At 41.0% G+C, this 26028-nt stretch carries 22 protein-coding genes, 1 rRNA gene, 1 pseudogene, 2 riboswitches and 1 other annotated feature; of the genes and pseudogenes, 9 read left to right on the top strand and 15 right to left on the bottom strand.

The features are described from left to right. A 16S ribosomal RNA gene (locus LZD48_RS10135) occupies nucleotides 1-204 on the bottom strand; the annotation flags it as partial. A gap of 322 nt (nucleotides 205-526) precedes the next feature. After that, a complete protein-coding gene (locus tag LZD48_RS10130; RefSeq protein WP_235762626.1) occupies nucleotides 527-1291 on the bottom strand; it encodes a YybI family spore inner coat protein in 765 nt (254 codons plus the stop codon). 120 nt (nucleotides 1292-1411) lie between these two features. On the opposite strand from LZD48_RS10130, the gene LZD48_RS10125 reads away from it, so the two are divergent. Next, a complete protein-coding gene (locus tag LZD48_RS10125; RefSeq protein WP_235762625.1) occupies nucleotides 1412-1723 on the top strand; it encodes a rhodanese-like domain-containing protein in 312 nt (103 codons plus the stop codon). 173 nt (nucleotides 1724-1896) lie between these two features. Here the strand turns inward: LZD48_RS10125 and leuS are convergent, their stop codons facing one another. Beyond that, entirely contained in the window at nucleotides 1897-4311 is a 2415-nt protein-coding gene (gene leuS, locus LZD48_RS10120; protein WP_235762624.1) for a leucine--tRNA ligase, read from the bottom strand. A gap of 332 nt (nucleotides 4312-4643) precedes the next feature. After that, nucleotides 4644-4854, bottom strand: a binding site (T-box leader). Between the two features lie 94 nt (nucleotides 4855-4948). Here leuS and mnmM point away from each other — a divergent pair. After that, entirely contained in the window at nucleotides 4949-5509 is a 561-nt protein-coding gene (gene mnmM / locus LZD48_RS10115) for a tRNA 5-(aminomethyl)-2-thiouridylate-methyltransferase MnmM (protein WP_235762623.1), read from the top strand. Nucleotides 5510-5560: 51 nt separating this feature from the next. Here the strand turns inward: mnmM and LZD48_RS10110 are convergent, their stop codons facing one another. Then, nucleotides 5561-5989 (bottom strand): DUF1801 domain-containing protein, encoded by a 429-nt coding sequence (locus LZD48_RS10110; protein ID WP_235762622.1) that lies wholly within the window; start codon nucleotides 5987-5989, stop codon nucleotides 5561-5563. 57 nt (nucleotides 5990-6046) lie between these two features. Beyond that, a pseudogene (locus LZD48_RS10105) lies at nucleotides 6047-6443 on the bottom strand (DUF2600 family protein); the annotation flags it as partial. 85 nt (nucleotides 6444-6528) lie between these two features. On the opposite strand from LZD48_RS10105, the gene LZD48_RS10100 reads away from it, so the two are divergent. Then, nucleotides 6529-7053 carry a gamma carbonic anhydrase gene (locus LZD48_RS10100; RefSeq protein WP_235762621.1) on the top strand — a complete coding sequence of 175 codons (525 nt, stop codon included), beginning with the start codon at nucleotides 6529-6531 and terminating at the stop codon, nucleotides 7051-7053. A 270-nt stretch (nucleotides 7054-7323) separates the two neighbouring features. Here the strand turns inward: LZD48_RS10100 and metK are convergent, their stop codons facing one another. Then, nucleotides 7324-8523, bottom strand: coding sequence for a methionine adenosyltransferase (metK, locus tag LZD48_RS10095; RefSeq protein ID WP_235762634.1), 1200 nt, complete (start codon nucleotides 8521-8523; stop codon nucleotides 7324-7326). Nucleotides 8524-8644: 121 nt separating this feature from the next. Further along, nucleotides 8645-8750, bottom strand: a riboswitch (SAM riboswitch). 330 nt (nucleotides 8751-9080) lie between these two features. On the opposite strand from metK, the gene pckA reads away from it, so the two are divergent. From pckA to LZD48_RS10075, 4 genes are all read left to right on the top strand, one after another. Then, nucleotides 9081-10667 (top strand): phosphoenolpyruvate carboxykinase (ATP), encoded by a 1587-nt coding sequence (pckA, locus tag LZD48_RS10090; protein WP_235762620.1) that lies wholly within the window; start codon nucleotides 9081-9083, stop codon nucleotides 10665-10667. Nucleotides 10668-10979: 312 nt separating this feature from the next. Continuing rightward, nucleotides 10980-11963 carry an ABC transporter substrate-binding protein gene (locus LZD48_RS10085; protein ID WP_235762619.1) on the top strand — a complete coding sequence of 328 codons (984 nt, stop codon included), beginning with the start codon at nucleotides 10980-10982 and terminating at the stop codon, nucleotides 11961-11963. A gap of 11 nt (nucleotides 11964-11974) precedes the next feature. Then, on the top strand, nucleotides 11975-12757 hold the full coding sequence (locus tag LZD48_RS10080; protein ID WP_235762618.1) for an ABC transporter ATP-binding protein: 783 nt from the start codon (nucleotides 11975-11977) through the stop codon (nucleotides 12755-12757). Continuing rightward, complete coding sequence (locus LZD48_RS10075; RefSeq protein WP_235762617.1) at nucleotides 12754-13560, top strand: ABC transporter permease; 807 nt, start codon at nucleotides 12754-12756, stop codon at nucleotides 13558-13560. The genes LZD48_RS10080 and LZD48_RS10075 overlap by 4 nt, the downstream gene beginning before the upstream one ends. 246 nt (nucleotides 13561-13806) lie before the next feature. Here the strand turns inward: LZD48_RS10075 and ytkD are convergent, their stop codons facing one another. From ytkD to LZD48_RS10035, 8 genes are all read right to left on the bottom strand, one after another. Then, the gene (ytkD, locus tag LZD48_RS10070) at nucleotides 13807-14274 is read right to left on the bottom strand and encodes an RNA deprotection pyrophosphohydrolase (protein ID WP_235762616.1); all 468 of its coding nucleotides are present in this window, start codon (nucleotides 14272-14274) and stop codon (nucleotides 13807-13809) included. Nucleotides 14275-14392: 118 nt separating this feature from the next. Further along, entirely contained in the window at nucleotides 14393-14719 is a 327-nt protein-coding gene (locus tag LZD48_RS10065; protein WP_235762615.1) for a hydrolase, read from the bottom strand. 88 nt (nucleotides 14720-14807) lie between these two features. Then, nucleotides 14808-16361 (bottom strand): mechanosensitive ion channel, encoded by a 1554-nt coding sequence (locus tag LZD48_RS10060; protein WP_235762614.1) that lies wholly within the window; start codon nucleotides 16359-16361, stop codon nucleotides 14808-14810. Between the two features lie 143 nt (nucleotides 16362-16504). Then, on the bottom strand, nucleotides 16505-17944 hold the full coding sequence (locus LZD48_RS10055) for an o-succinylbenzoate--CoA ligase (protein WP_235762613.1): 1440 nt from the start codon (nucleotides 17942-17944) through the stop codon (nucleotides 16505-16507). A gap of 199 nt (nucleotides 17945-18143) precedes the next feature. After that, nucleotides 18144-18962 (bottom strand): 1,4-dihydroxy-2-naphthoyl-CoA synthase, encoded by an 819-nt coding sequence (gene menB / locus LZD48_RS10050; protein ID WP_235762612.1) that lies wholly within the window; start codon nucleotides 18960-18962, stop codon nucleotides 18144-18146. Nucleotides 18963-19098: 136 nt separating this feature from the next. Beyond that, the gene (gene menH / locus LZD48_RS10045; protein WP_235762611.1) at nucleotides 19099-19902 is read right to left on the bottom strand and encodes a 2-succinyl-6-hydroxy-2,4-cyclohexadiene-1-carboxylate synthase; all 804 of its coding nucleotides are present in this window, start codon (nucleotides 19900-19902) and stop codon (nucleotides 19099-19101) included. Between the two features lie 11 nt (nucleotides 19903-19913). Continuing rightward, nucleotides 19914-21653: a 2-succinyl-5-enolpyruvyl-6-hydroxy-3-cyclohexene-1-carboxylic-acid synthase gene (gene menD, locus LZD48_RS10040; protein ID WP_235762610.1), complete on the bottom strand. Its 1740-nt coding sequence runs from the start codon at nucleotides 21651-21653 to the stop codon at nucleotides 19914-19916. Further along, a complete protein-coding gene (locus LZD48_RS10035) occupies nucleotides 21650-23047 on the bottom strand; it encodes an isochorismate synthase (protein ID WP_235762609.1) in 1398 nt (465 codons plus the stop codon). Before LZD48_RS10035 ends, menD begins: the two co-directional genes overlap by 4 nt. Before the next feature lie 203 nt (nucleotides 23048-23250). On the opposite strand from LZD48_RS10035, the gene LZD48_RS10030 reads away from it, so the two are divergent. Then, complete coding sequence (locus tag LZD48_RS10030; protein WP_235762608.1) at nucleotides 23251-24186, top strand: 1,4-dihydroxy-2-naphthoate polyprenyltransferase; 936 nt, start codon at nucleotides 23251-23253, stop codon at nucleotides 24184-24186. A gap of 53 nt (nucleotides 24187-24239) precedes the next feature. Next, nucleotides 24240-24596, top strand: coding sequence for a TraR/DksA C4-type zinc finger protein (locus LZD48_RS10025; protein ID WP_235762607.1), 357 nt, complete (start codon nucleotides 24240-24242; stop codon nucleotides 24594-24596). Between the two features lie 405 nt (nucleotides 24597-25001). Here the strand turns inward: LZD48_RS10025 and LZD48_RS10020 are convergent, their stop codons facing one another. After that, nucleotides 25002-25592, bottom strand: a complete 591-nt coding sequence (locus tag LZD48_RS10020) for an ECF transporter S component (protein ID WP_235762606.1) — start codon at nucleotides 25590-25592, stop codon at nucleotides 25002-25004. A gap of 202 nt (nucleotides 25593-25794) precedes the next feature. Continuing rightward, nucleotides 25795-25941, bottom strand: a riboswitch (FMN riboswitch). Nucleotides 25942-26028 lie beyond the last annotated feature (87 nt).

The following is a 26028-nucleotide window of genomic DNA, read 5'->3' as shown; positions in this document are numbered from 1 at the left end:
TGCGTTGCTTTATCCGGTATTAGCTCACGTTTCCGCAAGTTATCCCGATCTTACAGGCAGGTTGCCCACGTGTTACTCACCCATCCGCCGCTCGATCCACAATTCGTCACTCCGAAGAGATCTGAAAAGTTTCACGCGCTCGACTTGCATGTATTAGGCACGCCGCCAGCGTTCGTCCTGAGCCAAGATCAAACTCTCCATAAAAGTGTTTGTGATAGATGACACCGTCATCTATTCTTAGCTTCAAAAATTGATTCAGGGATAAAAAGCTTTCGTTAGATTAATCCAACGTTTTACTTCTTACCTCTTTTTCATACTGGTTGTTTTGTTCAGTTTTCAAAGAGCAAATTCACCCGCCAAAAAGGCGACTTTCTAAATGTAACACAAAACATTATTTTGTGTCAACACTTATTTTTATTTGTTAATGAATATTTACAAGAAATTAACCTTGGATTTATATCATAGCATGGCATTCGATAGTTGTCAACGATAAAAACGCATTTTCTTACATGATCATACATGTTTTTTAATAGAATTTAGCAGCATCGTATTCATCAGTACCTTTCCAATCGGTCTTTAACGCTATCCACTTACCATCTTCGTAATACCAAAGTGTCTCAACTACACCTAATTGATCAGCGTGATACGCTCCGCTTATTTGTTTAAAGCTTTTCAATCCATATCCATTACGATCACTAATTTCAACAGGTTCAAAAAAAGCGATTGGGTCGATCATGAGTGGTGTTTCTTGAAGCAGCCTGCCTTCTTTGTCAAATATTCCAAGTCTGATGTAATCATCCTTCCTATCCTGTACATCAAGTATAATAGGTTTCGTATTTGGCGCAATCTCTATGACTGCCTGGAATCCATCTTCAAAATATCCTTTTATATAATCTTGTTCCGGTAAAGGGATTGATTCCAATTCATTGCGGGCAAGTGTATCTAGTTTCGATGTGTACAACCCACCGCTTCCCCCTGTTGGGCTTTGATAGAAAATATCTGGAACATTATCGTGATTCAAGTCGATAAACTGAATAGTTGGGTCATACCCACCTTGATAATCAATTCGCCATTCTTCGGTCTCAGTTGTGATAATCGCAAAAATATCTTTATAATATACGGAATCCGGACTAAAATGAACGCCGTATAACTTAATTGCATCAAGCTTGCCATCCCCAGTCACATCCTCTTCATATGTCGAGATGAGAACTGGTTCAACTTCACTTGCCGCTGCTTCAAGGGGTTGAAAAATCATAATCGACACGATAAAAAAATAAATAAACAATCGCATATGGATTCCTCTTTTCATATATTGTCATTTGTTAGCTTGTGTATCTTGATTGCAACCTATGCATGAAGACAGTAAAATAAAGCGTGAATTGAATTTGTTAATATAGAAAGGATAATTTTAATGGATCATATTAAAGAAATAAGCACAACGGAAGTAGAAAAGGTCATGCAAAAAGAGCAAGATGTCGTTCTTATCGATGTAAGAGAAGATGAGGAAGTTGCAAACGGAATAATAGAAGGGGCAACTCATATCCCTTTGAAACAAATTCCTGAAGCCATTGGTTCACTTGATCAATCGAAAGAATATATTTTAATATGCCGCTCGGGCGGTAGAAGTATGAACGCGGCATTATATATGAAAGAAAAAGGTTTTGACGTTTCTAACATGACAGGTGGAATGCTCGACTGGCAAGGTGAAGTCATCATTAAATAACAAAAAGCTTTCTCTCCTTTTCAATTTAGGAAGAGAAAGCTTTTTTATCTATTAATTTAATGAATTTCATAATACGTATTTAATGCTTCACCATCACCATATGTAGTTGAGTTGGTTCGTTCCCAACTACATATGGTGATGGGAAAGCCGACTTTGGTAATTATGAAATTCATTCAATTAGCAACAATATTAACTAGCTTACCAGGGACAACAATTACTTTTCGTACTGTCTTCCCTTGAGTCCATTCTTGGATTTTTTCGTCTGCTAATGCTAATTTCTCAAGTTCATCTTTTGAAATATCTCTTGATACATTTGCTTTCGAACGGACTTTACCCATTACCTGCAGAACGATTTCGATTTCATCCTCTACAAGTTTACGCTCATCAAATGCTGGCCATGCCTCGTACGTTATCGTACCAGCGTTACCTAATCTATCCCAGAGTTCTTCTCCCATATGGGGTGCAATCGGAGATAGTAATTTAACAAAGCCTTCCGCATACTCTTTCGGAATCTGGTCGACTTTATAAGCCTCATTCGTAAATACCATTAATTGGGAAATCGCTGTATTAAAATGCAGATTATCATAATCTATGGTGACTTTTTTAACTGTTTCATGATAAACCTTATCTAATTTCTCATTTGTTCCTTCTGTAATTTTATCTGTCAAACTTCCATCCTCATTAATGAACAAACGCCATACTCGGTCCAGGAAGCGTCGTGCACCATCAAGTCCGGTAGTAGACCAAGCAACAGAAGCATCAAGTGGTCCCATGAACATTTCATATAGTCTTAGTGTATCCGCGCCATGCGAGTGAACAATATCATCAGGGTTTACGACATTCCCTTTCGATTTACTCATCTTCTCATTACCTTCACCGAGAATCATTCCTTGGTTATATAGCTTTTGGAACGGCTCTTTCGTAGGTACGACACCGATATCGTATAAGAACTTGTGCCAGAACCTCGCATAGAGTAAGTGTAATACTGCATGCTCTGCTCCTCCGATATATAAATCAACCGGCATCCATTCTTCAAGTGCCTTCGGATCTGCTAACGCTTCTGTGTTATCCGGATCGATATACCGCAAGAAATACCAGCTGCTTCCTGCCCATTGCGGCATCGTATTCGTTTCACGACGACCTTTCATTCCGGTTTCAGGATCAACAACGTTCACCCAATCTTCCGCATTCGCTAACGGAGACTCACCTGTACCAGATGGTTTGATTTCCTTGAGAACTGGTAATTCCAATGGAAGCTCCTCCTCAGGAACAGCTGTCATTGTACCATCTTCCCAATGGATGATTGGAATTGGTTCACCCCAGTAACGCTGTCTTGCAAAGAGCCAGTCGCGGAGGCGGTAAGTGATTTTCTTCTCACCCTTGTCATTTTTAACAAGCCAATCAATCATTTTCTTGATTGCTTCTTCAGTATGAAGTCCATCTAAAAATTCGGAATTGACATGAGAACCATCACCAACATATGCTTCCTTCGTCATATCCCCCCCGCTCACAACTTCGATAATTGGAAGTTCGAATTTCGTAGCGAACTCATAGTCCCGTTCATCATGTCCTGGAACTGCCATAATCGCCCCAGTACCGTATGACATTAATACATAATCCGCAACCCAGATCGGTACTTTTTTATTGTTAGCCGGGTTAATAGCATAAGCTCCTGTAAATACTCCGGTTTTATCTTTCGCTAAATCCGTTCTTTCCAATTCGGATTTCGTTTCAACCTCATGAAGATATCCTTCAACTGCATCCTTTTGTTCTGCAGTCGTAATCTCTTTAACGAAAGGGTGTTCCGGAGCAAGTACTGCATAAGTAGCACCGAACAACGTATCAGGCCTAGTTGTAAATACAGTGAATTGTTTATCATGACCATCAATCATAAAGGTCACTTCTGCACCTTCCGAACGTCCAATCCAGTTTCGCTGCATTTCTTTTAAGCTCTCCGGCCAATCCAAGTCTTCGAGATCTTCAAGCAAACGATCTGCATATGCAGTAATACGAAGCATCCACTGCTTCATCGGTTTCCGAATGACCGGATGACCACCCCGCTCACTTTTCCCGTCAATTACTTCTTCGTTGGCAAGAACCGTCCCAAGTGCCGGACACCAGTTAACTGGCACCTCATCGATATAAGCAAGCCCTTTTTCGTATAATTTTGTAAAAATCCACTGGGTCCATTTATAATAGTCTGGATCCGTCGTGTTAATTTCTCTGTCCCAATCATAAGAAAAACCAAGCTCTTTAATTTGCCGTTTAAATGTAGCAATATTTTTTTCTGTAAACTCTGCCGGACTATTCCCTGTATCAAGGGCATATTGCTCAGCCGGCAAGCCGAACGCATCCCACCCCATTGGGTGAAGAACCTCGTAACCTTGCATCCTCTTCATCCGGGAAATAATATCTGTCGCTGTATAGCCCTCCGGATGACCGACGTGAAGTCCCGAACCCGACGGATAAGGGAACATGTCTAGCGCATAGAACTTCTCTTTATCGGAATACGTATCTGTTTTAAACGTTTTATGCTCATCCCAATATTCTTGCCATTTCTTTTCAATCTCCGCATGATGATAACTCATGCCGTGACCTCCTTCATGCAACATGGTGCTGATTATTTTTAAAACAAAGGTGGAAGTGCCCGTTCAGCAACGTACAAACTGGAGCACTCCGAGGGGGAGATAAAGGAAACACGGCGAACGTAGAGAGCCGATGTTGACTTTCACCGCAAGGGTATAAGTGCGGCTAAGCCTCACAAAGACCATTCGGCAAGTCTTCTTTATCGATTGAAGGAGTGTGAAGTTTGCTAGTTGCTGGGCACTGGAGCCGGACGTGGCGATTGCTGGCATTTTTAGTAATCCACAGCAATTTAATTTATAGTTTCCTATATCAAAAAAAGCCACTCATCCCCGAAGAAAGGGACGAGAGGCTTACATTCCCGCGGTACCACCCAAATTAGCAATTATGCTCACTTTCCATCTTTAACGCAGATCTACGGCAGAAGTTACTCATTTCACCTCTGCAACTTATAGGTGAGTTCATAAATACATCATGTGCAGCTTCCACCAACCGCTGCCTCTCTAATCATGATTGCATTTACTACTAATCCTATGCGACGTTTTTTTAATGTAATGATTACATCGAATTATAAAGAATCCTATGTTTATTGTCAAGATAAGCCAAATGTTCTATTCTTATGCTAGAAAGGATGTATGAACAATGTTAAAAAATGTCTTGCGTTTTGCCCACGAATTACTCGAAGAAACGATATCTCCAGGTGACCTCGCGATTGATGCAACCTGTGGGAATGGTAATGATACGATTGTCTTGGCAAAACTTACAGGTAAACAAGGAAAAGTATTGGCATTCGATATACAAGAACAAGCGATTGCTTCCACCAAGGAAAGACTTGAGGCATCCGAACATACCAATGTCACACTCATCCAAGATAGCCATGCCCTTGTCGATCATTATCTAGAGAATGATGAAGAAATCAGTGCAGCGATTTTTAATCTCGGTTATTTACCGAAAAGTGATAAACAGATTATCACGACAAGCAGTTCGACTATTCCAGCGGTGGAAAAGTTATTAGCCAGGTTAAAGAAAAAAGGCCTCATCATCCTCGTTGTCTATCATGGTCATGAAGGCGGGAAAGAAGAAAAAACGGCACTTCTTGAATATGTTACGGGACTCGATCAGAAAAAGTTCCATGTCCTTAAATATGATTTCATTAATCAAATTAACGATCCGCCATTTGTACTCGCTATTGAAAAGAAATAAATCGATAGAAAACAGGTCAGCCGGATTTCTTCTCGGGCTGACCTGTTTCTATTAAGAACCTGTAATTTTATAGCGTTCGCTCACAAATGCAACTGTTTCTTTTATCATTTCTCCCAAAATAACTTGATCAATATCTTCAAGCTTGTTTACATAAATACAAGCTTTTCCAGCTTTATATTTACCAAAGTTTTCGAGCAATGCTTCCCGCTTCTCTTCCTCCACCATGAGATAGAGGCTGAGTCGTGCTTTCCTTGGAGAAAAACCGACAATTGGTGCGTCGCCTTCATGGCCGGATGCGTATTTATAATGGTAAGAACCGTAACCAATAATACTTGGCCCCCACATTTTCGCTTCCCCTCCAGTTACGTTGGAGAAAATATCCAGTAATTTATAAGCGTCTTCCCGCCGCTTCGGATGATCTACCGACTCGATAAATTCCAAGACATCTCGATCATTTTCTTTCATTTTTAATTCATACATCTATTCACACTCCCTTTAACTTGTAAGTTTATTAAAAAAGAGTTCTAAACACTATCCTCGGATTTGTTCATAGTTTTCGATATTTGCTAATGCCGACTGGCATGTGCGCACTAATGCTTCAAGATAGCCTCCATCAGCCTGCTCCTCGCAGTAAGTATAATAATTTCGTAAACCCACACCAGGACGCAGTGCATCCTTCATCGCTTCATGTAGCATACGAAAATCTTTCAGATCAAAAGACGTGCTGCGGTCACAAAGATTATCCAAGTAATCACTGATCGTCTGGTAGGCTATGATAAAGCGAACAGCCTTCTCGCACATCTCACCTGCAAGCAATGCAAAAACAGCACCACCTTGGCAATGGAATTTTTTTTGAAGCGATACTTGAAAGGGCTTGAGTCCGAAGTTCTTCATCTGGAATCATTGTCGCCTTCTCTTCCCACCATTTAAGTTCATTTCATTGTTTTCGCGTCCATTTGTTATACTATCATTATTATCAACATTGCTCTTAAAAAATACAAGGGAATAGGAGTGTTCGTATGATTGATCATTATCAAGGGGTGTATCCAAAGATTCATGATTCCGTCTTCGTAGCAAAAAACGCTGTTATAAATGGAGATGTTACGATCGACGAAGAGTCGAGCATTTGGTTTCATGTCGTCATCCGGGGAGACGTTGCACCGACAAGAATCGGCAAACGTGTCAGCATCCAAGACTTGACTGTTCTCCATCAAAGTCCAGATAATACGCTTATTATTGAAGATGATGTAACGGTTGGCCACCAAGTCACCTTACACTCTGCCATCATTAAAAAAAATGCTTTAATCGGTATGGGAGCAATTATCCTGGACGGAGCAGAAATCGGAGAGAATGCATTTGTAGCGGCGGGAAGTCTAGTTCCACCCGGAAAGAAAGTTCCACCAAACACTTTATATATGGGAAACCCTGCAAAATATGCAAGAGATCTTACAGAAGCAGACTATCAAGAAATGGAACGAGTAAGAAAATCCTACGTGGAGAAAGGTCAATACTATAAAGAACATACGGATTTAGGTGAAAAATAAAGTGATACTAACATGAAGTGAGGTCACTGAATGTTAGTTGAACAGAATCAGGGATTTACGGACTGTTTCATCCCCCACCTTCACATTTTAGACTTTCCTCATGTTTAGAGGTAGGGGGATTACAGAACGTTAATGCGTGATAAATTTTTTTATACAAAAAGAGCTATCCCGATTTAACGGAATAGCTCTTTTTTCACTCCATATAAAAATGGAGTGATTAACTAAAGTTGCTAGTACTAGACAAGTCCGGCGCAAGCGCCTTTGTGCTTTTTATTTTGCACAGACTATTCCTTGCAGTTCCTCTACCTTATCCAGCTTCTCCCACGGGAAAATAATATCGGTTCTGCCAAAGTGCCCGTATGCTGCTGTGTTTTTGTAAATCGGGTTGCGTAAATCAAGCATCTGGATTAAGCCAGCAGGTCGCAGGTCAAAAAGCTTGCGCACAGCTTCCACTAATACTTCTTCCGGATATTCGCTCGTTCCAAACGTATCGATTGTGATGGACACAGGCTCTGCAACCCCAATCGCATAGGCAAGCTGTACTTCACATTTTCCAGCAAGGTCGGCCGCTACGATGTTTTTCGCTACATAACGAGCTGCATACGCACCGGAACGGTCCACCTTTGTCGGGTCCTTCCCGCTGAATGCTCCCCCACCATGGCGTGCGTAACCTCCGTACGTGTCCACAATAATCTTCCGGCCCGTTAATCCGACATCCCCTTGGGGACCGCCTAGCACAAAACGGCCAGATGGATTAATGAAATATTTTGTGTCTTCATCCAGAAGCGCTTCCGGTATAACCGGTTTAATCACATGCTCGCGAATATCAGAATCAATCTGCTCATTTGTAACTTCTTCATGATGCTGCGTAGAAACAACAATTGTATCCACACGAACCGGTCGATTGTATTCATCATATTCAACAGTAACTTGCGTTTTCCCGTCTGGGCGCAAATAATCCAATACCCGATTTTTACGTACATCTGCAAGGCGTCTTGCAAGCTTATGGGAAAGACTGATCGGAAGCGGCATATATTCCTCTGTTTCTTTCGTTGCATAACCGAATACTAATCCCTGATCTCCTGCACCGATTGCTTCCATCTCTTCTTCCATTTTTCCTTCTCGTGCTTCAAGTGCCTTATCAACTCCGCCAGCAATATCGGATGATTGCTCATCAATCGCAGTAATGACCGCACAAGTTTCATAGTCAAATCCATATTTTGCACGAGTATACCCGATATCCTTCACTGTTTGACGAACGATTTGCGGAATGTCGACATACGTTGTTGTTGAGATTTCCCCTGCGACAAGTACCATTCCTGTCGTAACGACTGTCTCACATGCTACACGAGCATCTGGATCTTCTTTTAAAATGTCATCCAATATCGCATCCGATATTTGATCCGACATTTTATCCGGATGCCCTTCTGTTACAGATTCTGAAGTAAATAAACGACGATTTGCAGCCATATGGCTTGTTCTCTCCTTTGTAATATGTAACGGAACCCAATCTTCATTCGTTCCATTATTCAAAGCATGAAAATAAAAATCCCTTCCTGCAATCATGAGGAAAGGATTCAATAGCCTTTCACTCTTATTGTTCAAGGAATATTCCTTGCAACAGATTAGCACCTTTCACAAATTGTGAGGTTGCTGGGCTTCACCGGGTCTGTCCCTCCACCAGCTCTGAATAAGAATTGAAATTATTATAACCTTATTTAAAAAGGATTCGTTACTTAATAATCGATTACTGCAAAATAGCGTATCATATTTCATTATTTTTTACCAGTTTTATTTCCATACCGCTTATTCTTTGTTACAATCAAATAAACAGCAACATATTGCAATCGCTTTCCAACAAAAAGAATAACCCAATGTAACAGATAACCGGTATTTCTTTAAATTATTTTTTAATTAGTATGGACTATTCGTTTTAATGTGTTATACTAATGTCAGATTTAAGATAAGTGATAAGGAAGTTTGCAGTCTTCCTTCAACAAAACCTTCTAAAAGGCGGGAGAATAAGAATGAAAATGGTGGAGAAATCATTGACAAATCAACTATTGGAAAACGGGAATTTAAAGCGAAACTATTCAGTGGCTCGTCTGGTGGAAAGCGTGTTAGACCGGAATGAAGGTGTTCTAACTTCAACAGGGGCAGTAACTGCAACTACAGGTAAATATACAGGCCGTTCACCAAAAGACAAATTTATTGTAAAAGACGAGATTACGGAAGATACGGTAGATTGGGGTGCTGTGAACCGGCCAATCGATGAAGCTTCCTTCGATAAGTTACACGAAAAGGTAGTTAATTACTTAATGGATAAGGAAGAATTATTCCAGTTCCAAGGCTTTGCCGGAGCCGATGAAAAATATCGATTGCCAATTCAAGTGATTAATGAATTTGCCTGGCACAATCTTTTTGCCCGGCAACTATTTATAACACCTACAGAAGAAGAGCTAGAAACACATCAGGCAGAGTTTACTGTTATTTCCGCTCCGCATTTTAAAGCAGATCCCAAAATAGATGGTACGAATTCCGAGACATTCATCATCATCTCTTTCAAAAAGCGTGTTGTATTAATTGGCGGTACAGAGTATGCTGGTGAAATTAAGAAGTCGATCTTCTCTGTCATGAACTACCTGCTGCCACAGCAAGATATTCTATCGATGCACTGCTCAGCAAACGTCGGTCAAGAAGGGGATGTCGCCTTGTTCTTCGGCCTTTCAGGAACTGGAAAAACAACACTTTCCGCTGATCCATACCGCAGGCTGATTGGCGATGATGAGCACGGCTGGAGTCCAAATGGTGTCTTTAATATTGAAGGCGGCTGCTACGCTAAATGTGTGAACCTTTCCGAAGAGAAAGAGCCACAAATTTATAATGCGATTCGTTTCGGTTCTGTCCTTGAGAACGTTGTAATCGATAACATAACAAGTGAACCGGATTATGATGACACGAGTCTGACAGAGAACACTCGGGCAGCTTATCCGGTGGATAATATTGATAACATCATCACTCCAAGTGTTGCTGGACATCCGAATACAATTATTTTCTTAACAGCTGACGCATCTGGAACATTGCCGCCGATCAGTAAGCTTACGAAAGAACAGGCAATGTATCATTTCTTAAGCGGTTATACAAGTAAGCTTGCAGGAACAGAGCGAGGCGTGACAGAACCGGAAGCAACCTTTTCCGCTTGTTTCGGCTCCCCATTCCTGCCGCTTGCACCAGCGAAGTATGCGGATATGCTTGGCCAAAAAATTGATCAGTATAATTCCAACGTATTCCTCGTAAATACAGGCTGGACTGGTGGTTCATACGGTGTTGGAAATCGGATGAAGCTATCCTATACACGTGCAATGATCCATGCCGCACTAGAAGGTGAATTAAACCATATCGAAACAATAACCGATGCTGTATTCGGCTTACAGATTCCTGTACACGTAGCAGGTGTACCTGATGAAGTACTTATCCCAAAAAATACATGGGAGGACAAAGCAGCTTACGAGCAAGAGGCGAAAGCACTTGCTAAAAAATTCCATGAGAATTTTGCGAAGTTCGAAAACGTGAGTGATGCAATCAAAAAAACAGGTCCCGTGTATAAAGGGTAACAATGTATCCTCATCCCAAAAGGATAATTATAAAAGTGAAACTTCACTCAGTGGGAATTCTTTACAATCCCACTGCGTGTTAGTCCATGTTTCTTCCCACCTAACCTTCCTCGAAAGACCTGAAGTTTTGATGTGGGAGTTTGGACGGTTACACCAGAATAAATTTCATTAATAGTTACTTTGCTGAACTTCCGATTTTTAATAAAAATCGGATGTTTTTTTATTCTTCTACCCATTGTCTTCTGCACAATTCCACCGCCCAGGCATAGAATGTAGTTGACTACCTACTATCATGCGAAAGGGTCGGACAATATGAAAATAATAATAAAAGGTTTACTTTTGCTCGGCTTCCTGTTTTTCATTACTGCCTGCCAATCAGAAACAGTAAAAATTAATCTTGCTGAGGTTACACGTTCCCTTTTTTACGCACCTCAATATGTAGCACTGGAACAAGGTTTTTTTGAAGAAGAAGGATTGGATGTTGAACTGCAAACGACTTGGGGTGGGGATACGACGATGACTGCTCTTTTATCCGGTGGTGCCGATATTGCCCTAGTCGGGTCGGAAACATCAATCTATGTCTATGCACAAGACTCTCGTGACTATGCCGTAAACTTCGCCCAGCTCACACAAACAGACGGGACGTTCCTTGTTGCAAAAGAAGCTTATCCGGATTTCAGCTGGGATGATATGAAAGGGAAAGAATTTCTTGGCCAGCGTGTTGGTGGTATGCCACAGATGGTTGGAGAATTTGTATTGAAAAAGCATGACATTGATCCGCACAATGATCTCATCTTGGATCAAAGTATTGATTACGCCAATATTCCGAGCGCTTTCCAGTCTGGCAACTATGAATTCGTGCAATTATTCGAACCAACGGCAAGTGTCTTTGAACAAGAAGGCCAAGGACATATTATTACATCATTCGGTGAAGAATCCGGCAAGGTCCCATATACCGTCTTTATGACACAAGAAAGCTTCCTGGAAGAAAATGAAGACACCGTGAAGAAGTTTACTCGAGCAATTTATCGCGCTCAGCAATGGGTGGAAGAAAACGATGCCGAAACGATTGCTGAAGTGATTGCCCCTTATTTTGAAGATACCGACCAAGACATTCTCGCCTCATCGATTGAACGCTATAAAAATCAGGATTCTTTCGCAAATGATCCATATTTAGATGAAGAAGAATGGGAGAATTTAAAAACGATTATGGATGAAGCTGGTGAACTCCCAATTGATGCTCCCCATGAAGAGTTGGTAAATACAGATATTGCAGAAGAAGTGATAAATGAATAGGAGGGATATTTATGACGATTTTAAAACTTGCCGGTATCAGCCATCATTATTTTTCCAAAAATGGTTACACGAAAGCACTGGAAGATATTAGCTTTTCGTTAGAACGAGGAGAATTCATTTCCATCCTTGGACCAAGTGGCTGCGGTAAGTCAACGATCCTCTCCATTATCGCCCGGTTACTTCAGCATACCTCTGGAGATATCTTTATTCACGAGGTTCCAATCAAAGAAAGCAAAGAAGAAATCGGCTATATGCTGCAGCAAGATTATCTATTTCCTTGGAAAACGGTTTTACAGAATGTGTTACTTGGACCAAAAATTCAAAAACGCGAAGACGAAGCGATAGAGGATCGGGCAAATGTTTTGCTTCAAGAGGTTGGACTATCGAACGTAAAAAACCAATACCCGACTGAATTATCCGGGGGCATGAGACAACGTGCTGCACTCGTTCGAACACTGATGAACAATCCAGAAATATTCCTGCTGGATGAACCGTTCTCCTCCCTTGACTTTCAGACAAAATTGAAATTGGAAGATCTTGTTGCAACAATTCTTAATCAATATGAGAAAACAACGATTCTTGTAACCCACGACATTGGAGAAGCGATTGCAATGAGTGACCGAATCATCATGATGGAGGCAAACCCCGGCAGAATCGTAAAAATTTATGATGTGCCAACGGAATTACGGGCAGAATCTCCCATAGTTGCACGAAAGCATGATGCATTTCAACCAATATTCGATACGATTTGGCAAGAGTTAGAGAAAAAAGAAAAATCAGGTGAAGGAATATGAAACCTCTAAAAGATGAACAATTATACGAAGCGTATCAAAAAGGACTGAAAAAAGAGAGAAAAATTGTCTTAACCTGGCAAGTAGGTATTGCCGTTATTTTTTTCCTCTGTTGGGAAATTAGCAGCCGCCTGTACATTATCGATCCGTTATTATTCAGTTCCCCCTCCAAGATTTTTGATTTAATTCTAACACGAATTGCGAACGGCAGTCTATTTGTCCATGTATCGGTTACATTATTTGAAACATTGCTCGGCTTTCTCATCGGGACTATTGGCGGTGTGTTAATCGCCACTTCATTATGGTACTCTAACCGATTTGCAAATATTATGGACCCATATTTAGTCATTTTTAATGCGATGCCGAAAGTTGCTCTTGGACCAATCCTTATTGTTGCCCTTGGTCCCGGGTATTTATCGATTATCGCAATGGGGTTTATTATATCAGTTATTGTCACAACCTTAGTCGTCTACCGGGCATTTCTAGAAGTTGATCGGAATTACACAATGGTACTGCGCAGTTTTGGGGCAAATCAATCACAGATCTTCAAAGAAGCAATTTTCCCCGCGTCACTGCCAGTGATGATTTCTACGCTGAAAGTGAATGTCGGTTTATCCTGGGTGGGTGTTATTGTTGGAGAGTATCTTGTTTCCAAGCAAGGGCTCGGATATTTAATTATTTATGGTTTCCAAGTGTTTGACTTTTCATTAGTAATGGCGAGCCTTGTTATCATCGCGATCCTAGCAGCATTAATGTATAAAGGAGTAGAAAAGCTTGAGGCCTGGCTGATGAAGCATACAAAATAAGACTGGGACATAATTTCTTAGCATGGATATAAATCCGAATTAATCATAATAAAGAGCATCGACACCGCTCCGGGAATATACTTCGCTTTCCGCAGGCGGCTGGTGATCCTCCTCACGGGCAAGCCTGCTACGGGGGCTCACCGATGCCTTTCTTCCTGCAGAAGTCTCCGTATATTCCCGGAGCTGGTTAGCAGTTTTGTTCGGATTTAATTCATATCAGAATCGTTATTTCCCAGCCTAATCTTATTAAAAATTCTTTGTGATATATCCAATCCCATGTTCAATGATCCGGTCCTTCATAATAAAACTGTAGGATGAGTTAAATCTGACATTCTCAGGGATTTCCAGCAATAATACTGGACCATCTGTTTCATAGTAGGTTGGTTGCTCTTTTAATTCATTCACTTCGGCAAAATAAAGATTTTTTATGACATAATCCTTCTTACCATCTACAAAATATTGTCCAATATAATGGAGCTTGGTAACGACTCCACCAGTTTCTTCCATCACTTCTCTTACAGCAGCATCATTTGCGATTTCTCCAGGTTCAACTTTTCCTCCTGGAAATTCCAGTCCTCGTTCTTTATGCTTTGTTAGCAGCCACTTTCCTCGGTGTCTGCAGATGACTAAAACATGCTTCGGATCTTTGGAAAAAGGATGATCTTGAAAGGATAACTGCACCTTATTATTATAAAAATCACTAAATGTAATCAAACAAAAACACGACCTTTGATGTATTAATAATTCCGCTTATTCGTCTTTTTTATTTCCTTAGGTTGCTTCATTGTACCATATGTAAAAAAAGAAAGTGAGGTCCTCCCCCACTTTCTTCTTAAACTAAATTATCACCTGGTTCGTTCAGAATACCGATGGACTCGATATGTGCTTTCGTCTCCTCATCACCAAGCTCATAGAGGAGTGCATACAGATCCTTTAGGTTATTATCATACCGAGCATTTTCGGGTGATTCATCTTGAGGAAAAAAAGGACTGTGCGCCCGAATATAGCTTCCATTATTCGCATCGTCCATATTCGTCATTTTCTCCCTTAACTTGCCAATCTCACCATTATCTGCATAAATCCCAAACGTCGCGTTGGTGGCTTCAGTTTCCTGAGAAATACCACCTTCTGCGATGTTCACGTAATATTTCTCCTTCATGATGTCATCCTCCTTTTTATTAGTTTACCTTTTTAAAGAAAATGCATGTACGAAAGCCAACCGAATCATTTGATTTTCCTTTTCAAAATTATTCATTGTTTCGTTTTCCCTCTTCTTTAATCGTTGTCTCTTCGATTGTATTATCAAATTTCTTCAAGTATTTAGCTGCGAAATCTTTTCCACCTAAACCAAATGCTAAACCGAATGCAAGTGACAATCCGCCAAGAATCAGTATAAACGCCGCGTTTACAATCGAAGGAGCTATACCAAGTTGTGTCAGTGCCATGAATACGGCTATTGTGATGATCGTTATTTTAGCAAAGAGAGCAAGCGTTCGAGCTGCCGGTCCAGATAAAATATTTTTCAAGACTTTTTCCACGATATTCGCTAAAATCAACGCTACCCCAAGTGTAAGAACTGCAGCAAGAACCATTGGTAAATACGCAGTGACAGCAGTTGCAATACCTACTAGGAAGTCTAACTGCAAAACATGGAAGGCTTGAATCGTCATAAAGAAGACGATTAATACTTGGACGATATAGCCGACAAGAGCTGCTGGTGCGAGCTTCCCGGACATCTTCCTTTCATTTACATCCATTTGCTCCGTGATCCGGTTAAATCCAATGTTTCCTAAGAAATCACGGACAAACTTGCCAATAAATTTCCCTAACCAGACACCGACAAGTATCAGTACGATTGCTACAGCTATATTCGGAATCATGCTAACTGCTTTATCAAGCATGCTGATTGCTGGATCAGTGATACCGGCAATTTCCAGTTGCTCGAGTGCTGCAATTGTAACTGGAATGAGGATGAGAATAAAGACAAGATTCCCGACGAATCCTGCTAAGGTCGTTCCTTCAAACAGTTTTGTAAGATTGAAGCGGCTTACGAGTTTTTCAGAGCCGACACTTTGTAAAAGGTTCGTGACAATTGTTTTTGTAATTTTAGCTACGAACCAACCAACAGCGAAAGTTAATACTGCAGCCGCCAGTTTCGGAATAAATGCGAGTATGGAATGCAGCAGATTTGTAAATGGTTCCGCTACCCCTGTAATGTTTAATGCATTTAATATCGCTGGCAAGAACAAGAGTAAGATAAGATAAAATGCTACTTTACCGATTGTGCGCATATACCCTTGGATTTCTTCTTCTGTCTTGGCGACTTTCATTTTATAAAACAGGCGGGTGAGATTAAATTTCTTTGTTCCCTCTGCAATTAACCATTGAACAATGAATCCAATCGCCCAAGCTACAGCAAAGATAAGTACTGCTTTTAAAATCGCAGGAATAATCGATAATAAAGTAGCTACAAGATTTGATAATGGACCTGCGAGAATGGTGAGACTAAGCATATTCAAGAAAAGGATAATAACAATCAACAACAGGAAGTAGTAAACAATCTTACCGATTATCTCGTTTGTGTCGATTTTCTTCCTGTCATCTGATGTCGCTTCCCCTTCCACCTGATACCGCTTGAACACTTTTTCATCCCAATTCGTCTTATGAAGTGCTTTCTCCACCGTTTTCCCAATCGCCTTAGCAATAAGCCATCCAACGACTAGAACGACTAAAGCGATTAAGAAATTCATTAAACTATGCATAAAACTTGCTGAAAAATACTGATCAAAAAACTCATTCATCTTCCATAACCCTCCTCTACTTGTACTAACTGTTTTCCTTATAATAAAAAATTTAAACCATTTATTGACTGGGACATGGGGTCAGTGCACTTGTCTCAAAAAATAAGCTCCCACTATTCTTAGCGGAAGCTTTAACTGTTTTTTTATGTTATATCCTTTAATTTATTTCTAACCAATTTATTCGACGCATTTCTCGGCATTTCCTTAATAAAAATGATTTCTTTCGGCAATTTATATTTAGCCAGCTGTTTGCCTAAGTTTAATAAAATATCTGTTTCCGAAACAGGCTCATTCAAAACAACATAAGCAACCGGAACTTCTCCCCATGTCTCATCAGCGACTCCAATTACACCAGCTTCTTCAATCTCAGGAAGTTTTACAAGAGCATTTTCAATTTCAGATGGATAAATATTTTCTCCGCCGGAAATAATCAGATCTGTTCGGCGATCGACAACATAAAGATAACCAGCATCATCGAGATAACCAAGATCTCCCGTATGAAGCCATCCATTCACTAGCGTCTGCTCATTGGCAGCTTCATTTTTGTAATAACCTTCAGTTACCATTGGCCCTTTCACGATAATTTCGCCGACCCCATCTATACCCGGATTCTTAATTTCCAGTTCAGCAGGCAAGAGCGGCTTACCAGCTGAGCCAATTTTATCTAACGCATCTTGAGCAGATAGCGTTGCAATTTGTGATGTCGTTTCTGTCATTCCATAACTTTGGAAAACCGGTATGTTTTTATCTTTTGCTTTCTCCAATAATATTTTTGGAGCTGGGCCACCTCCTAAAAGAAAACAACGCAATGTACGAGGGTAACTTTCTGAATTCAATTTTTCCATAAGGCGCTGCATCATTAAAGTTACAACCGAAACGATGGTCACCTCTTTTCGCATAATTGCATCGTGAACGAGGTCCACATCAAATTTCTTCATTAAGTAGATCGGCATTCCATACATTACGCTTTTCATCAAGGTGGACAGTCCACTTACATGAAAAAGCGGCAGAGAAATTAACCATTTATCGTTTTTCTCAAGACCTAAATTGAGTGCAGAGGAAATAGCGCTCCACCAATGGTTGCCATACGTATGAACGACACCTTTTGGAAAACCTGTGGTGCCAGAGGTGTAAATTATTGTAAATGGCTGTGCTAGATTTAATTCTTTTTGCAATACTGTTTGCACTTCTGTTTGCTTATTGACTTCATCATACGAATAGCTTTCGTTCACTTGAAGCTGCCGATTGGAATTTTCTTCATCCGTAATAAGGATACTCACTTCAGCATCTTGCAGTTGATAATTTATTTCATCATCACTCAGCCTTGTATTCAGAAGTACACCGACAGCTCCGAGGTAACTGACAGCATGAAGTATATAGACCATATTTAAATTGTTGGCTGATAGTATCCCAAGATGTGTACCTTTTGCAACGCCGAGAGCGGCTATTTTATTTGCCATTTGTACACTTTTCTTATGTAATTCAAGAAAAGTAATATTACTGCCGTCCACTAATTCAAGTGCCGTATTCTCAGGCGATAAATTCGCTCGTTTGGAAAGCCAATGTGGAATAATTTCAGACATTTATATAGGTTCCTTTCATCATTTGCATCATTGCTTTTTTACTACTGACGAAGTGGGACAGTTGCACTGACCACCATATCCCACTTTAGACTGGGACAAGTGCTCCGACCTCACATCCCGCTCTCAACCGGGACAAATGCTCTGACCCCACGTCCCACTCAAAAAGAAAACCTCTGCTGTGGGAGCAAAGGTTTTGGTTTTACGGGAAGCGTGGGAACTTTTTGAAGTCCGGTTTTCTTTTTTCTTTAAATGCATCGCGGCCTTCTTTTGCTTCATCTGTTGTATAATAAAGTAATGTTGCATCTCCGCCTAACTGTTGTAGACCAGCAAGGCCGTCGGTATCCGCATTAAATGATGCCTTCAAGAAACGGAGCGCAGTTGGGGATTTCTCCAAGATTTCTTCACACCACTGGATTGTTTCTTCTTCCAATTTCTCATAAGGTACGACCGTATTGACAAGACCCATATCAAATGCTTCTTGGGCGTTGTATTGACGGCAGAGGAACCAAATTTCACGCGCACGTTTATGTCCGATATGACGTGCTAAGTAACCTGCTCCGTAGCCTGCATCAAAGCTTCCAACTTTTGGACCAGTTTGACCAAAAATCGCATTATCTGCTGCAATTGTTAAATCACAAACGACATGAAGTACATGTCCACCACCAATAGCATAACCTGCCACCATTGCGATTACCGGTTTCGGTATCGTACGAATAAGACGTTGTAAATCGAGCACGTTCAAACGAGGGATTTCGTCTCCACCAACATACCCGCCGTGTCCGCGTACCGATTGGTCACCACCAGAGCAAAATGCTTTTTCCCCTTGACCAGTTAAAACGATAACACCAATCGATGAATCATCGCGCGCATCTGAAAAGGCATCAATCATCTCATTAACAGTAAGCGGTGTAAATGCGTTTCGCTTCTCTGGACGATTAATCGTCACTTTAGCAATACCATTATATTTTTCATAAATGATTTCTTCATATTTTTTAGCTTCTACCCATTGTACAGTCAAACCTTGTTCCTCCCTTATTCTATTACAAAGCTTGACATTCGCCAAACTTTTTTCGGCGAATGCCTTCGTTGCACTTATGCAGTAAGAAAGAATTTATACTTATCTTTCTGCCAAAAAACTCACTTGATTAATTTTCTCATGATGTATGCAATTTTGCAAATTCGAGTAAGGCTTGTCGAAAATGCTCTGGCTGCTCAATATGTAACGCATGGCCGCACCCTTGGAAAATTTCTAAATCTGCATAAGGTAAAATTCCAGCCATTTCTTGATTGATTTTTACGAACTTCTCATCCACTTCTCCTGCAAGAAGCTTAACTGGAACCGTTACATTTTCTAACGCACCCCAGTTGGATGGCTGACTTCCAATTCCCATACCTCTTAGTGAATCAGCAAGACCTTTTTCTGATTGGGACATCCTCTCCGCGCGTATTGCTGCCTGCGTTTCTTCCGGCAACTGTTTCTGCGTAGAGAACAGCGGCATATTCTCCCAGTAATCGACGAATGGTTCGATTCCTTCTTCCTCAAGTCGCTCTGCAAGCTCTTCGTCTCCTACCGCTCGTTTCTTCCTGTTCGTTATATCTCGGAGGCCGGGAGAAGCACTTTCCAAAACTAGCCCTTGAATAGATTGCGGATACCTCACCGTATAAGTTAAAGCAGTTCTTCCCCCCATCGAATAGCCAACAAGGAAAAACTTTTCTAATTCAAGATGTTGAAATAATTTGTGTAAATCATCAATACAGGACTCCATCGTTATTCTTGACGTCCCCTTCGTCCAGCCATGGCCCGGTAAATCAACCGTAATCAATTGCATCCCATCCGGATGTGTCACAATTTTATCCCATGTTAACGTGCTACCTGTGAAGCCATGAAGAAGAACGACTGGTACCCCTTCTCCATGAATCTCGTACCAATAATTCATATTTTCTACTGAAAAATACAATTAAAACCATCCTATTCTGCTAAAATTTCGTCTGCAATTGCCTGCCACTTCTCACGGTGCCACTTCACATTCTCTTCCCGGTCCGTTTTCACTTCAACAATTGACAAACCTTTCTTTTCATAACTTACTTGCAATACTTCTTTCAATTCTTCTTCTGTTTCAGGTGTGAAATAATTCGCCTCATAAAGTTCAGCTGCTTTTGCAAAATCTAAATGTAGAGGCGTTCCAAATAATGCTTCAAAATGCTTTGGATTTTCTGCTTGAGAAAGGAATGAAAAAATTCCGCCACCATTATTATTTATGAGTAAAATTGTAATATCAAGTTCATAATGCTTGGCTGCATGCAGCCCATTCATATCATGGAAGAATGATAAATCACCTAATACGAGTGTCACACGCTTCCCAGCAGCTGCCGCCCCGACTCCACTCGAAACCATTCCATCAATCCCGTTTGCCCCTCGGTTTGCAAGAATCGAAATCTCTTTCTCATCGCTTAAGAAAAAGGTATCGACATCTCGAACAGCCATGCTGTTTCCGACATAAAGGGTACTCTCTTCAGGTATGACTTCACGCAATCCCCGAATCGCTTCACCTTCCGTTATTTTTTCTTCCCTGCCAAAAAGGAAATGATTTCTCGCTACCTCATTCATCGCTTGCCAATCATGCAACCAATCCTCTGAAAAAGCTGGCTGCCGAAACGCAAGCAATCCTTCACAAAATGCACTCGGATCAGCAAAGATGAATTCCGTAACATTGCCTGTCGGTTCTCTGTAGCCGGAATGATTTTCTATAATGAATTGCGGAGTCGTTTCATTTTCTTTCATGAAAAATAAATAAGCTTTTGAGACAGGCATAGCACCAAAACGGATAATAAAATCAGGCTTCATCCGGTCACGGATTGCTTTATCCTTGAGTAGTGCGTCATACGTTTCGATGATATTTGTTTTATGATGAGACCCGCTTCGCAACCCGGAGAGCGGGTCAGCGAGTACCGGCAACTGCCACTTCTGGGCAAGGGCAACTATTTGCTCTGGGAATTGTTCATCATCTGCTTGCGGTCCGCAGACGATCAGTCCATTCCGCATCCCTTCCAACCGGCTGACGAATGCTTCGAGCTGCTTTTCTGTCAGCTGTTTTTTTCCATCAAGCGGGAGGAGGGTTGCCTGTTCAGTCATTCCATCATATTCCCAAATCCCTTCTAGAGAAAAATCAAGCGCAAGTGGTTCACGGAATGGGAAATTCAAATGAACCGGCCCCGGGTTCCCTTCACACGCCATGTAGACCGATCGTGCTGCCTTTTGTCTTACGTAACGAAGCATCCCATTTTCAACTTCTGGAAGGGCCATTTCCTGGAACCATTTTACATAGTTGCCATACAAATGAAATTGGTCAATTGCTTGTGGCGCTCCCACGTCTCTTAACTCATGGGGACGATCCGCCGTCATGACAACAAGTGGAACACGGCTATAATGCGCCTCGACAATTGCCGGATAGTAATTCGCCGCCGCAGTACCTGACGTACAAACTAATGCTACCGCTGCTTTCGTCTGCTTCGCAAGTCCGAGCGCGAAAAATGCCGCCGAGCGTTCATCAATAACGATCCATTCCTTTATCGCTTCATGTTCCGAAAAGGCGAGTGCTAACGGTGTTGACCGGGATCCAGGAGAAATAACAACATGCTGGATTCCGTTTTCATTCATTTCATCGACAAAATTGGCAGTATATCTTGTTAATATTTCTATATAGTTCATTCCTGCTTTCCTCCCAGCACATGTAGCATCGGCAGCATTTTAATTCTCGTCTCTTCAAATTCCATTTCCGGATCGGAATCAGCTAAAACTCCGCAGCCAGCAAATAAAGAGGCCGCGTCCGCTTGTATCAAACCACAACGGATCGCTACCGCAAACTCGCCATTTTGGTTACTATCTATCCAACCGATCGGTGCACCGTACCATCCTCGGTCAAGCAGTTCATGTTCCCGTATATAAGCTAACGATTCTTCTGTTGGCGTACCACCAAGCGCAGGTGTCGGGTGCAAATCTTTAATCACGTCGAATATGGAATACGATTCTTTCAATCTTCCAGTGACCGGTGTATACAAATGTTGTAAGTTTTTTAACGGATGAAGTACCGGTTTGCTCGGAATATTGACGTCTGTACAGGTTTTTAGTATGGCTTCTTTAATCATTTTTACGACAAATTCATGTTCATCCCGATTCTTCTTATCATGCAGCAGTTCATAACCGATCTGCTCGTCCTCCGCTTTTGTCTTTCCACGTGGAGCTGTTCCTGCTAGACAGGTTGAAAGTAACTGATTCTTTTCTACTTTAACCATCCGTTCTGGAGTCGCACCAATAAAACAGTCCCCTTCACTTTCGAATGCGAAGATGTAACTGTTTGCCTGTGTATGATGCAGTTCTTCAAGGACTTGCGTAATATTAACTTCTTCTGTAAATGTTAGACGGACTTCCCGAGCGAGGACAATTTTTTCTGCCCGCTTTTCTTTCATTTCCTTTGTTGCTTCCTTAACGGTTTCTTTCCATTTTTCCGGTGCAATGACCTGATTTTTTCTTATCCTAATCGGCTGTCCACCGAAGGATTTTCCTGCTGCAAACTGCTCTGTGTTTTTACGGATTCTTGTTGCTGCTTCTTCTATTGTCTCTTCTTTATGGATAAGTATATTCACCGTCACATAACTGTGTGATTGATAAGTCGTCCACATCAGTTCCGGTATATAGAATTTGCTTAATTCAAACTTCTTCCAAAGCTCTGTTTTTACTTCAAGTGGATCAAAATCCATCCCACCGAAAGCGACAAACCCTGTTGCCGGCACCGTCGAGTAAGGATTATCAATCCAAGTATGCTCTAACGCTTGCTTCCATAAATCCTCTGTTTCCTGAAAACGATTCTCTTCAGCTATTAACGTTTGCACACTGCCAACTCCAGTTATTGCTAGGGTGCGATTCGGATTCATCCAATAAAAGCGGTCTTTAACAAACTGCTTCGCCCCCTCAAATATAAGGAGAGGGTCTTTATTTTCTATTTTCTTCGTCAAACTGAAAAGCTTGGATGATTCATTTGGGCCGATGGAATTCTTTACGGCTGCTATTTTTTCTTCAAGCTCTTTCATTTGAATATCGATCATAACTATACCTCCGATAAATACCACTAAAAAACACCTATAACCATTTTATGCTCTTTTCATCACTTTCTCAAGAAAAGGACCGTTTTTTGATAATTAAGCCAAGAAAATGGAACATAGCAGGAGATATGGAGGATAATAAAAGAAATTGACACTTGTCCTTTATTTTCATAAGATTAATAGGATAGCGTGGAGGGGGAAGATTTATGGATACGGTTAATAAAAATTCAATCAAAGAGGCATTGAACGAAAAATCAGGCTTTGACGTCTGGTGGCGCTTGATGCGTCCGCACACACTTACAGCATCGTTTATCCCTGTATTCGTCGGTACGATGCTTGCTTATCATGATGGAACCATCAACTGGACCTTATTTCTCGCCATGCTCGTAGCGTCCTTATTAATTCAGGCTGCGACAAATATGTTTAATGAATACTATGATTACAAACTCGGTTTAGATACAGAAGAATCTGTCGGAATAGGCGGAACGATTGTCCGGGATGGTGTGGAGCCTAGAACAATCCGTAATCTAGCTGTTTCGTTTTATGGAATTGCTGTTATTCTTGGCGTTTATATTTGTATGGAATCCAGTTGGTGGATCGCCGTCATCGGTTTAATATGTATGGCAATCGGTTACTTATATACTGGAGGACCTATTCCAATATCTTATACACCATTTGGTGAGTTGTTTTCCGGTGTCCTAATGGGAACCGTCATTATCGGCATCACGTATTTCATCCAGACACTTACAATGACGAGTGAAGTCATTTGGATATCGATTCCAGTTACCATTTTTATCGGGAGCATCAATTTGTCTAATAATATTCGTGACCGTGACGGAGATAAACTTGGTGGAAGAAAGACGATCGCTGTACTGGTTGGCAGAGAAAAAGCAATTACCTTACTCGCTGTATTGTTTATCATCGCCTACGGATGGACACTAGGTTTAATTATGGCAGGTCTTTTACCAATTTGGACACTGATCACTTTCTTTAGCATACCGAAAGCCGTAGCAGTCATTAAAAACTTCCGCGGGAAAACCGAACCGCTCGAAATGATGCCAGCCATGATTGCAACCGGAAAAACGAACACCATCTATGGCTTCCTGCTTGGAATATCCCTTGTCATTGCAGCATTTGCATAAGCGTGCTTGTCACTGCTTAAATATTTTTGCCTGAATGCAAAGGAGCGATTTTGATGAAAACCTATCTTTCTGATGATAAATTAGCTTATTTCCGTGAGCGCTTGCTCGAATTAAAAACGGAAACAGAAAAGCTTTCCAATCAATCTACTAATGAATCACCGAACGACTCGATTCGTGAACTGTCTGATTATGGCAATCACCCAGCTGACATGGGCACAGAACAGTTTGAACAGGAGCGCGATGCTGGAATGGAACTCGTTCACCAGGAGCGATTACGAGCGATTGATGATGCACTGGAACGAATTGATAATAAAACGTACGGTATGAGTGTAGTATCACAAAAACCGATACCGGAAGAACGACTTGATGCCATACCAACAGCAAAAACGCTTGTGGGGGAAGAAGAATAAAGAAACACTCTAAAATAGTGGGTAAAGTCATTCAGCAATGACTTTACCCACTATTTCTTTTTAGTTATTAAGAGGTAGTTCGAATTTAAATTCCACTATTCCATCTTCTTACAATAAGGTATCTGTTATAAAGTGAAAATTCTTTCAGTCGGAGTATTACAGTCCGTTAATGCGTGAAAAAATAAGATCAGTGGTTCTTTCTTTACCGGGCAGAATCTCTTCATAAAATGCAGGCACTACGTCCACTTCTTGGTATTCACTTGTGATGCCTCCACGTAATACAGGAGTTATTGTATCATTCACAACAAAAGAATCATCCCGGTATTTGCTAAGGGATACTATCTTATTTCCCAAAGACATAAAAAAAGTCCATCTCCACGATTGAGATGAACCTTTTCTGTTATATTATGCAGCTAAATTGGTTTGCTTCTGTTCAATCCAACTGCGCATTTTTATAAACACGGGAACAAATAACATGCCGACAATAATTCCTTTCAGCAAGTTAAATGGAAACACCCCAACAAGTACGGCGCCCCATACCATTTGCTCACCCATATCCCATCCCATGAACCATGCATAAGCAGGCAAAATAACATAGTAATTTAATACAGACATTCCAACTGCCATCACAATTGTTCCTGTAACTAAGCCGGAAACGATCGATTTCACGCCTTTACGGAACTTGTGATAGATCAGTGATACTGGTAGGACAAACATGACACCTGCAAGGAAATTAGCTAGAACACCGATTGGGTCTCCTGCACCAGATACCGCAAAATAAAGTACGTTCTTAATCAGAACGACAGCGACACCAGCGAGTGGTGAAAATATAAGCGAGGCCATCAATGCCGGCACATCACTAAAGTCAATTTTTAAATACGGTGGCAGGAACGGCAGCGGGAAGTTCAAGAAAAATAAAACGAGAGCGATTGTACCCAGTAGTGCTAAAATAATGAGTTTTAATAACTTTGAAGATTGCTTTGCAGAATTTTGCATCTTCATTTCCTCCTTCATCTTTTCCTAACCGATTCTAACTCGTGATGAAGGATGGCCTTGCCTCTTTGACAACTCTTATTTCTTTCCCAGCGTCTTAAAACTTCTTTCAAGACAGAAAAACCCTAAAGCCGATAAATGGGGCTTTAGGGTTTGGGAATACAAGAGTAAATGAAGGTACATAAAAACGCACCTTGATTTGGCTCGACATCTTCTCCCATCCAGACTGTAACTGTCGGTTCTGGAATTACACCAGATCAACCATAAGAATTCAAATTATGGTTCGCGGACTTAGAATACGTATATACTCCTCACCGCCGGTCGGGAATTGCACCCTGCCCCGAAGATTAGAATCGATTATTCAGTTACTAATGATAAGTATACTACATTTTTCATATATTGCAAGAGGTGTGCTCAAAAAAAGATGCGGCAGGTTGCC

Origin of the sequence: Oceanobacillus alkalisoli, from assembly GCF_021556485.1 — a bacterium.
In the GTDB taxonomy this organism is placed as follows: domain Bacteria; phylum Bacillota; class Bacilli; order Bacillales; family Amphibacillaceae; genus Oceanobacillus; species Oceanobacillus alkalisoli.
Note: the sequence above shows the minus strand (reverse complement) of the source record. Positions and strands in the feature narration are given on the sequence as shown.

Coding starts and splice junctions, on each gene's coding strand:
- LZD48_RS10130 (WP_235762626.1), bottom strand. CDS start 1,291: ATGCGATTGTTTATTTATTTTTTTATCGTGTCGATTATGATTTTTCAA.
- LZD48_RS10125 (WP_235762625.1), top strand. CDS start 1,412: ATGGATCATATTAAAGAAATAAGCACAACGGAAGTAGAAAAGGTCATG.
- leuS (WP_235762624.1), bottom strand. CDS start 4,311: ATGAGTTATCATCATGCGGAGATTGAAAAGAAATGGCAAGAATATTGG.
- mnmM (WP_235762623.1), top strand. CDS start 4,949: ATGTTAAAAAATGTCTTGCGTTTTGCCCACGAATTACTCGAAGAAACG.
- LZD48_RS10110 (WP_235762622.1), bottom strand. CDS start 5,989: ATGTATGAATTAAAAATGAAAGAAAATGATCGAGATGTCTTGGAATTT.
- LZD48_RS10100 (WP_235762621.1), top strand. CDS start 6,529: ATGATTGATCATTATCAAGGGGTGTATCCAAAGATTCATGATTCCGTC.
- metK (WP_235762634.1), bottom strand. CDS start 8,523: ATGGCTGCAAATCGTCGTTTATTTACTTCAGAATCTGTAACAGAAGGG.
- pckA (WP_235762620.1), top strand. CDS start 9,081: ATGAAAATGGTGGAGAAATCATTGACAAATCAACTATTGGAAAACGGG.
- LZD48_RS10085 (WP_235762619.1), top strand. CDS start 10,980: ATGAAAATAATAATAAAAGGTTTACTTTTGCTCGGCTTCCTGTTTTTC.
- LZD48_RS10080 (WP_235762618.1), top strand. CDS start 11,975: ATGACGATTTTAAAACTTGCCGGTATCAGCCATCATTATTTTTCCAAA.
- LZD48_RS10075 (WP_235762617.1), top strand. CDS start 12,754: ATGAAACCTCTAAAAGATGAACAATTATACGAAGCGTATCAAAAAGGA.
- LZD48_RS10065 (WP_235762615.1), bottom strand. CDS start 14,719: ATGAAGGAGAAATATTACGTGAACATCGCAGAAGGTGGTATTTCTCAG.
- LZD48_RS10060 (WP_235762614.1), bottom strand. CDS start 16,361: ATGAATGAGTTTTTTGATCAGTATTTTTCAGCAAGTTTTATGCATAGT.
- LZD48_RS10055 (WP_235762613.1), bottom strand. CDS start 17,944: ATGTCTGAAATTATTCCACATTGGCTTTCCAAACGAGCGAATTTATCG.
- menD (WP_235762610.1), bottom strand. CDS start 21,653: ATGAACTATATAGAAATATTAACAAGATATACTGCCAATTTTGTCGAT.
- LZD48_RS10035 (WP_235762609.1), bottom strand. CDS start 23,047: ATGATCGATATTCAAATGAAAGAGCTTGAAGAAAAAATAGCAGCCGTA.
- LZD48_RS10030 (WP_235762608.1), top strand. CDS start 23,251: ATGGATACGGTTAATAAAAATTCAATCAAAGAGGCATTGAACGAAAAA.
- LZD48_RS10025 (WP_235762607.1), top strand. CDS start 24,240: ATGAAAACCTATCTTTCTGATGATAAATTAGCTTATTTCCGTGAGCGC.
- LZD48_RS10020 (WP_235762606.1), bottom strand. CDS start 25,592: ATGCAAAATTCTGCAAAGCAATCTTCAAAGTTATTAAAACTCATTATT.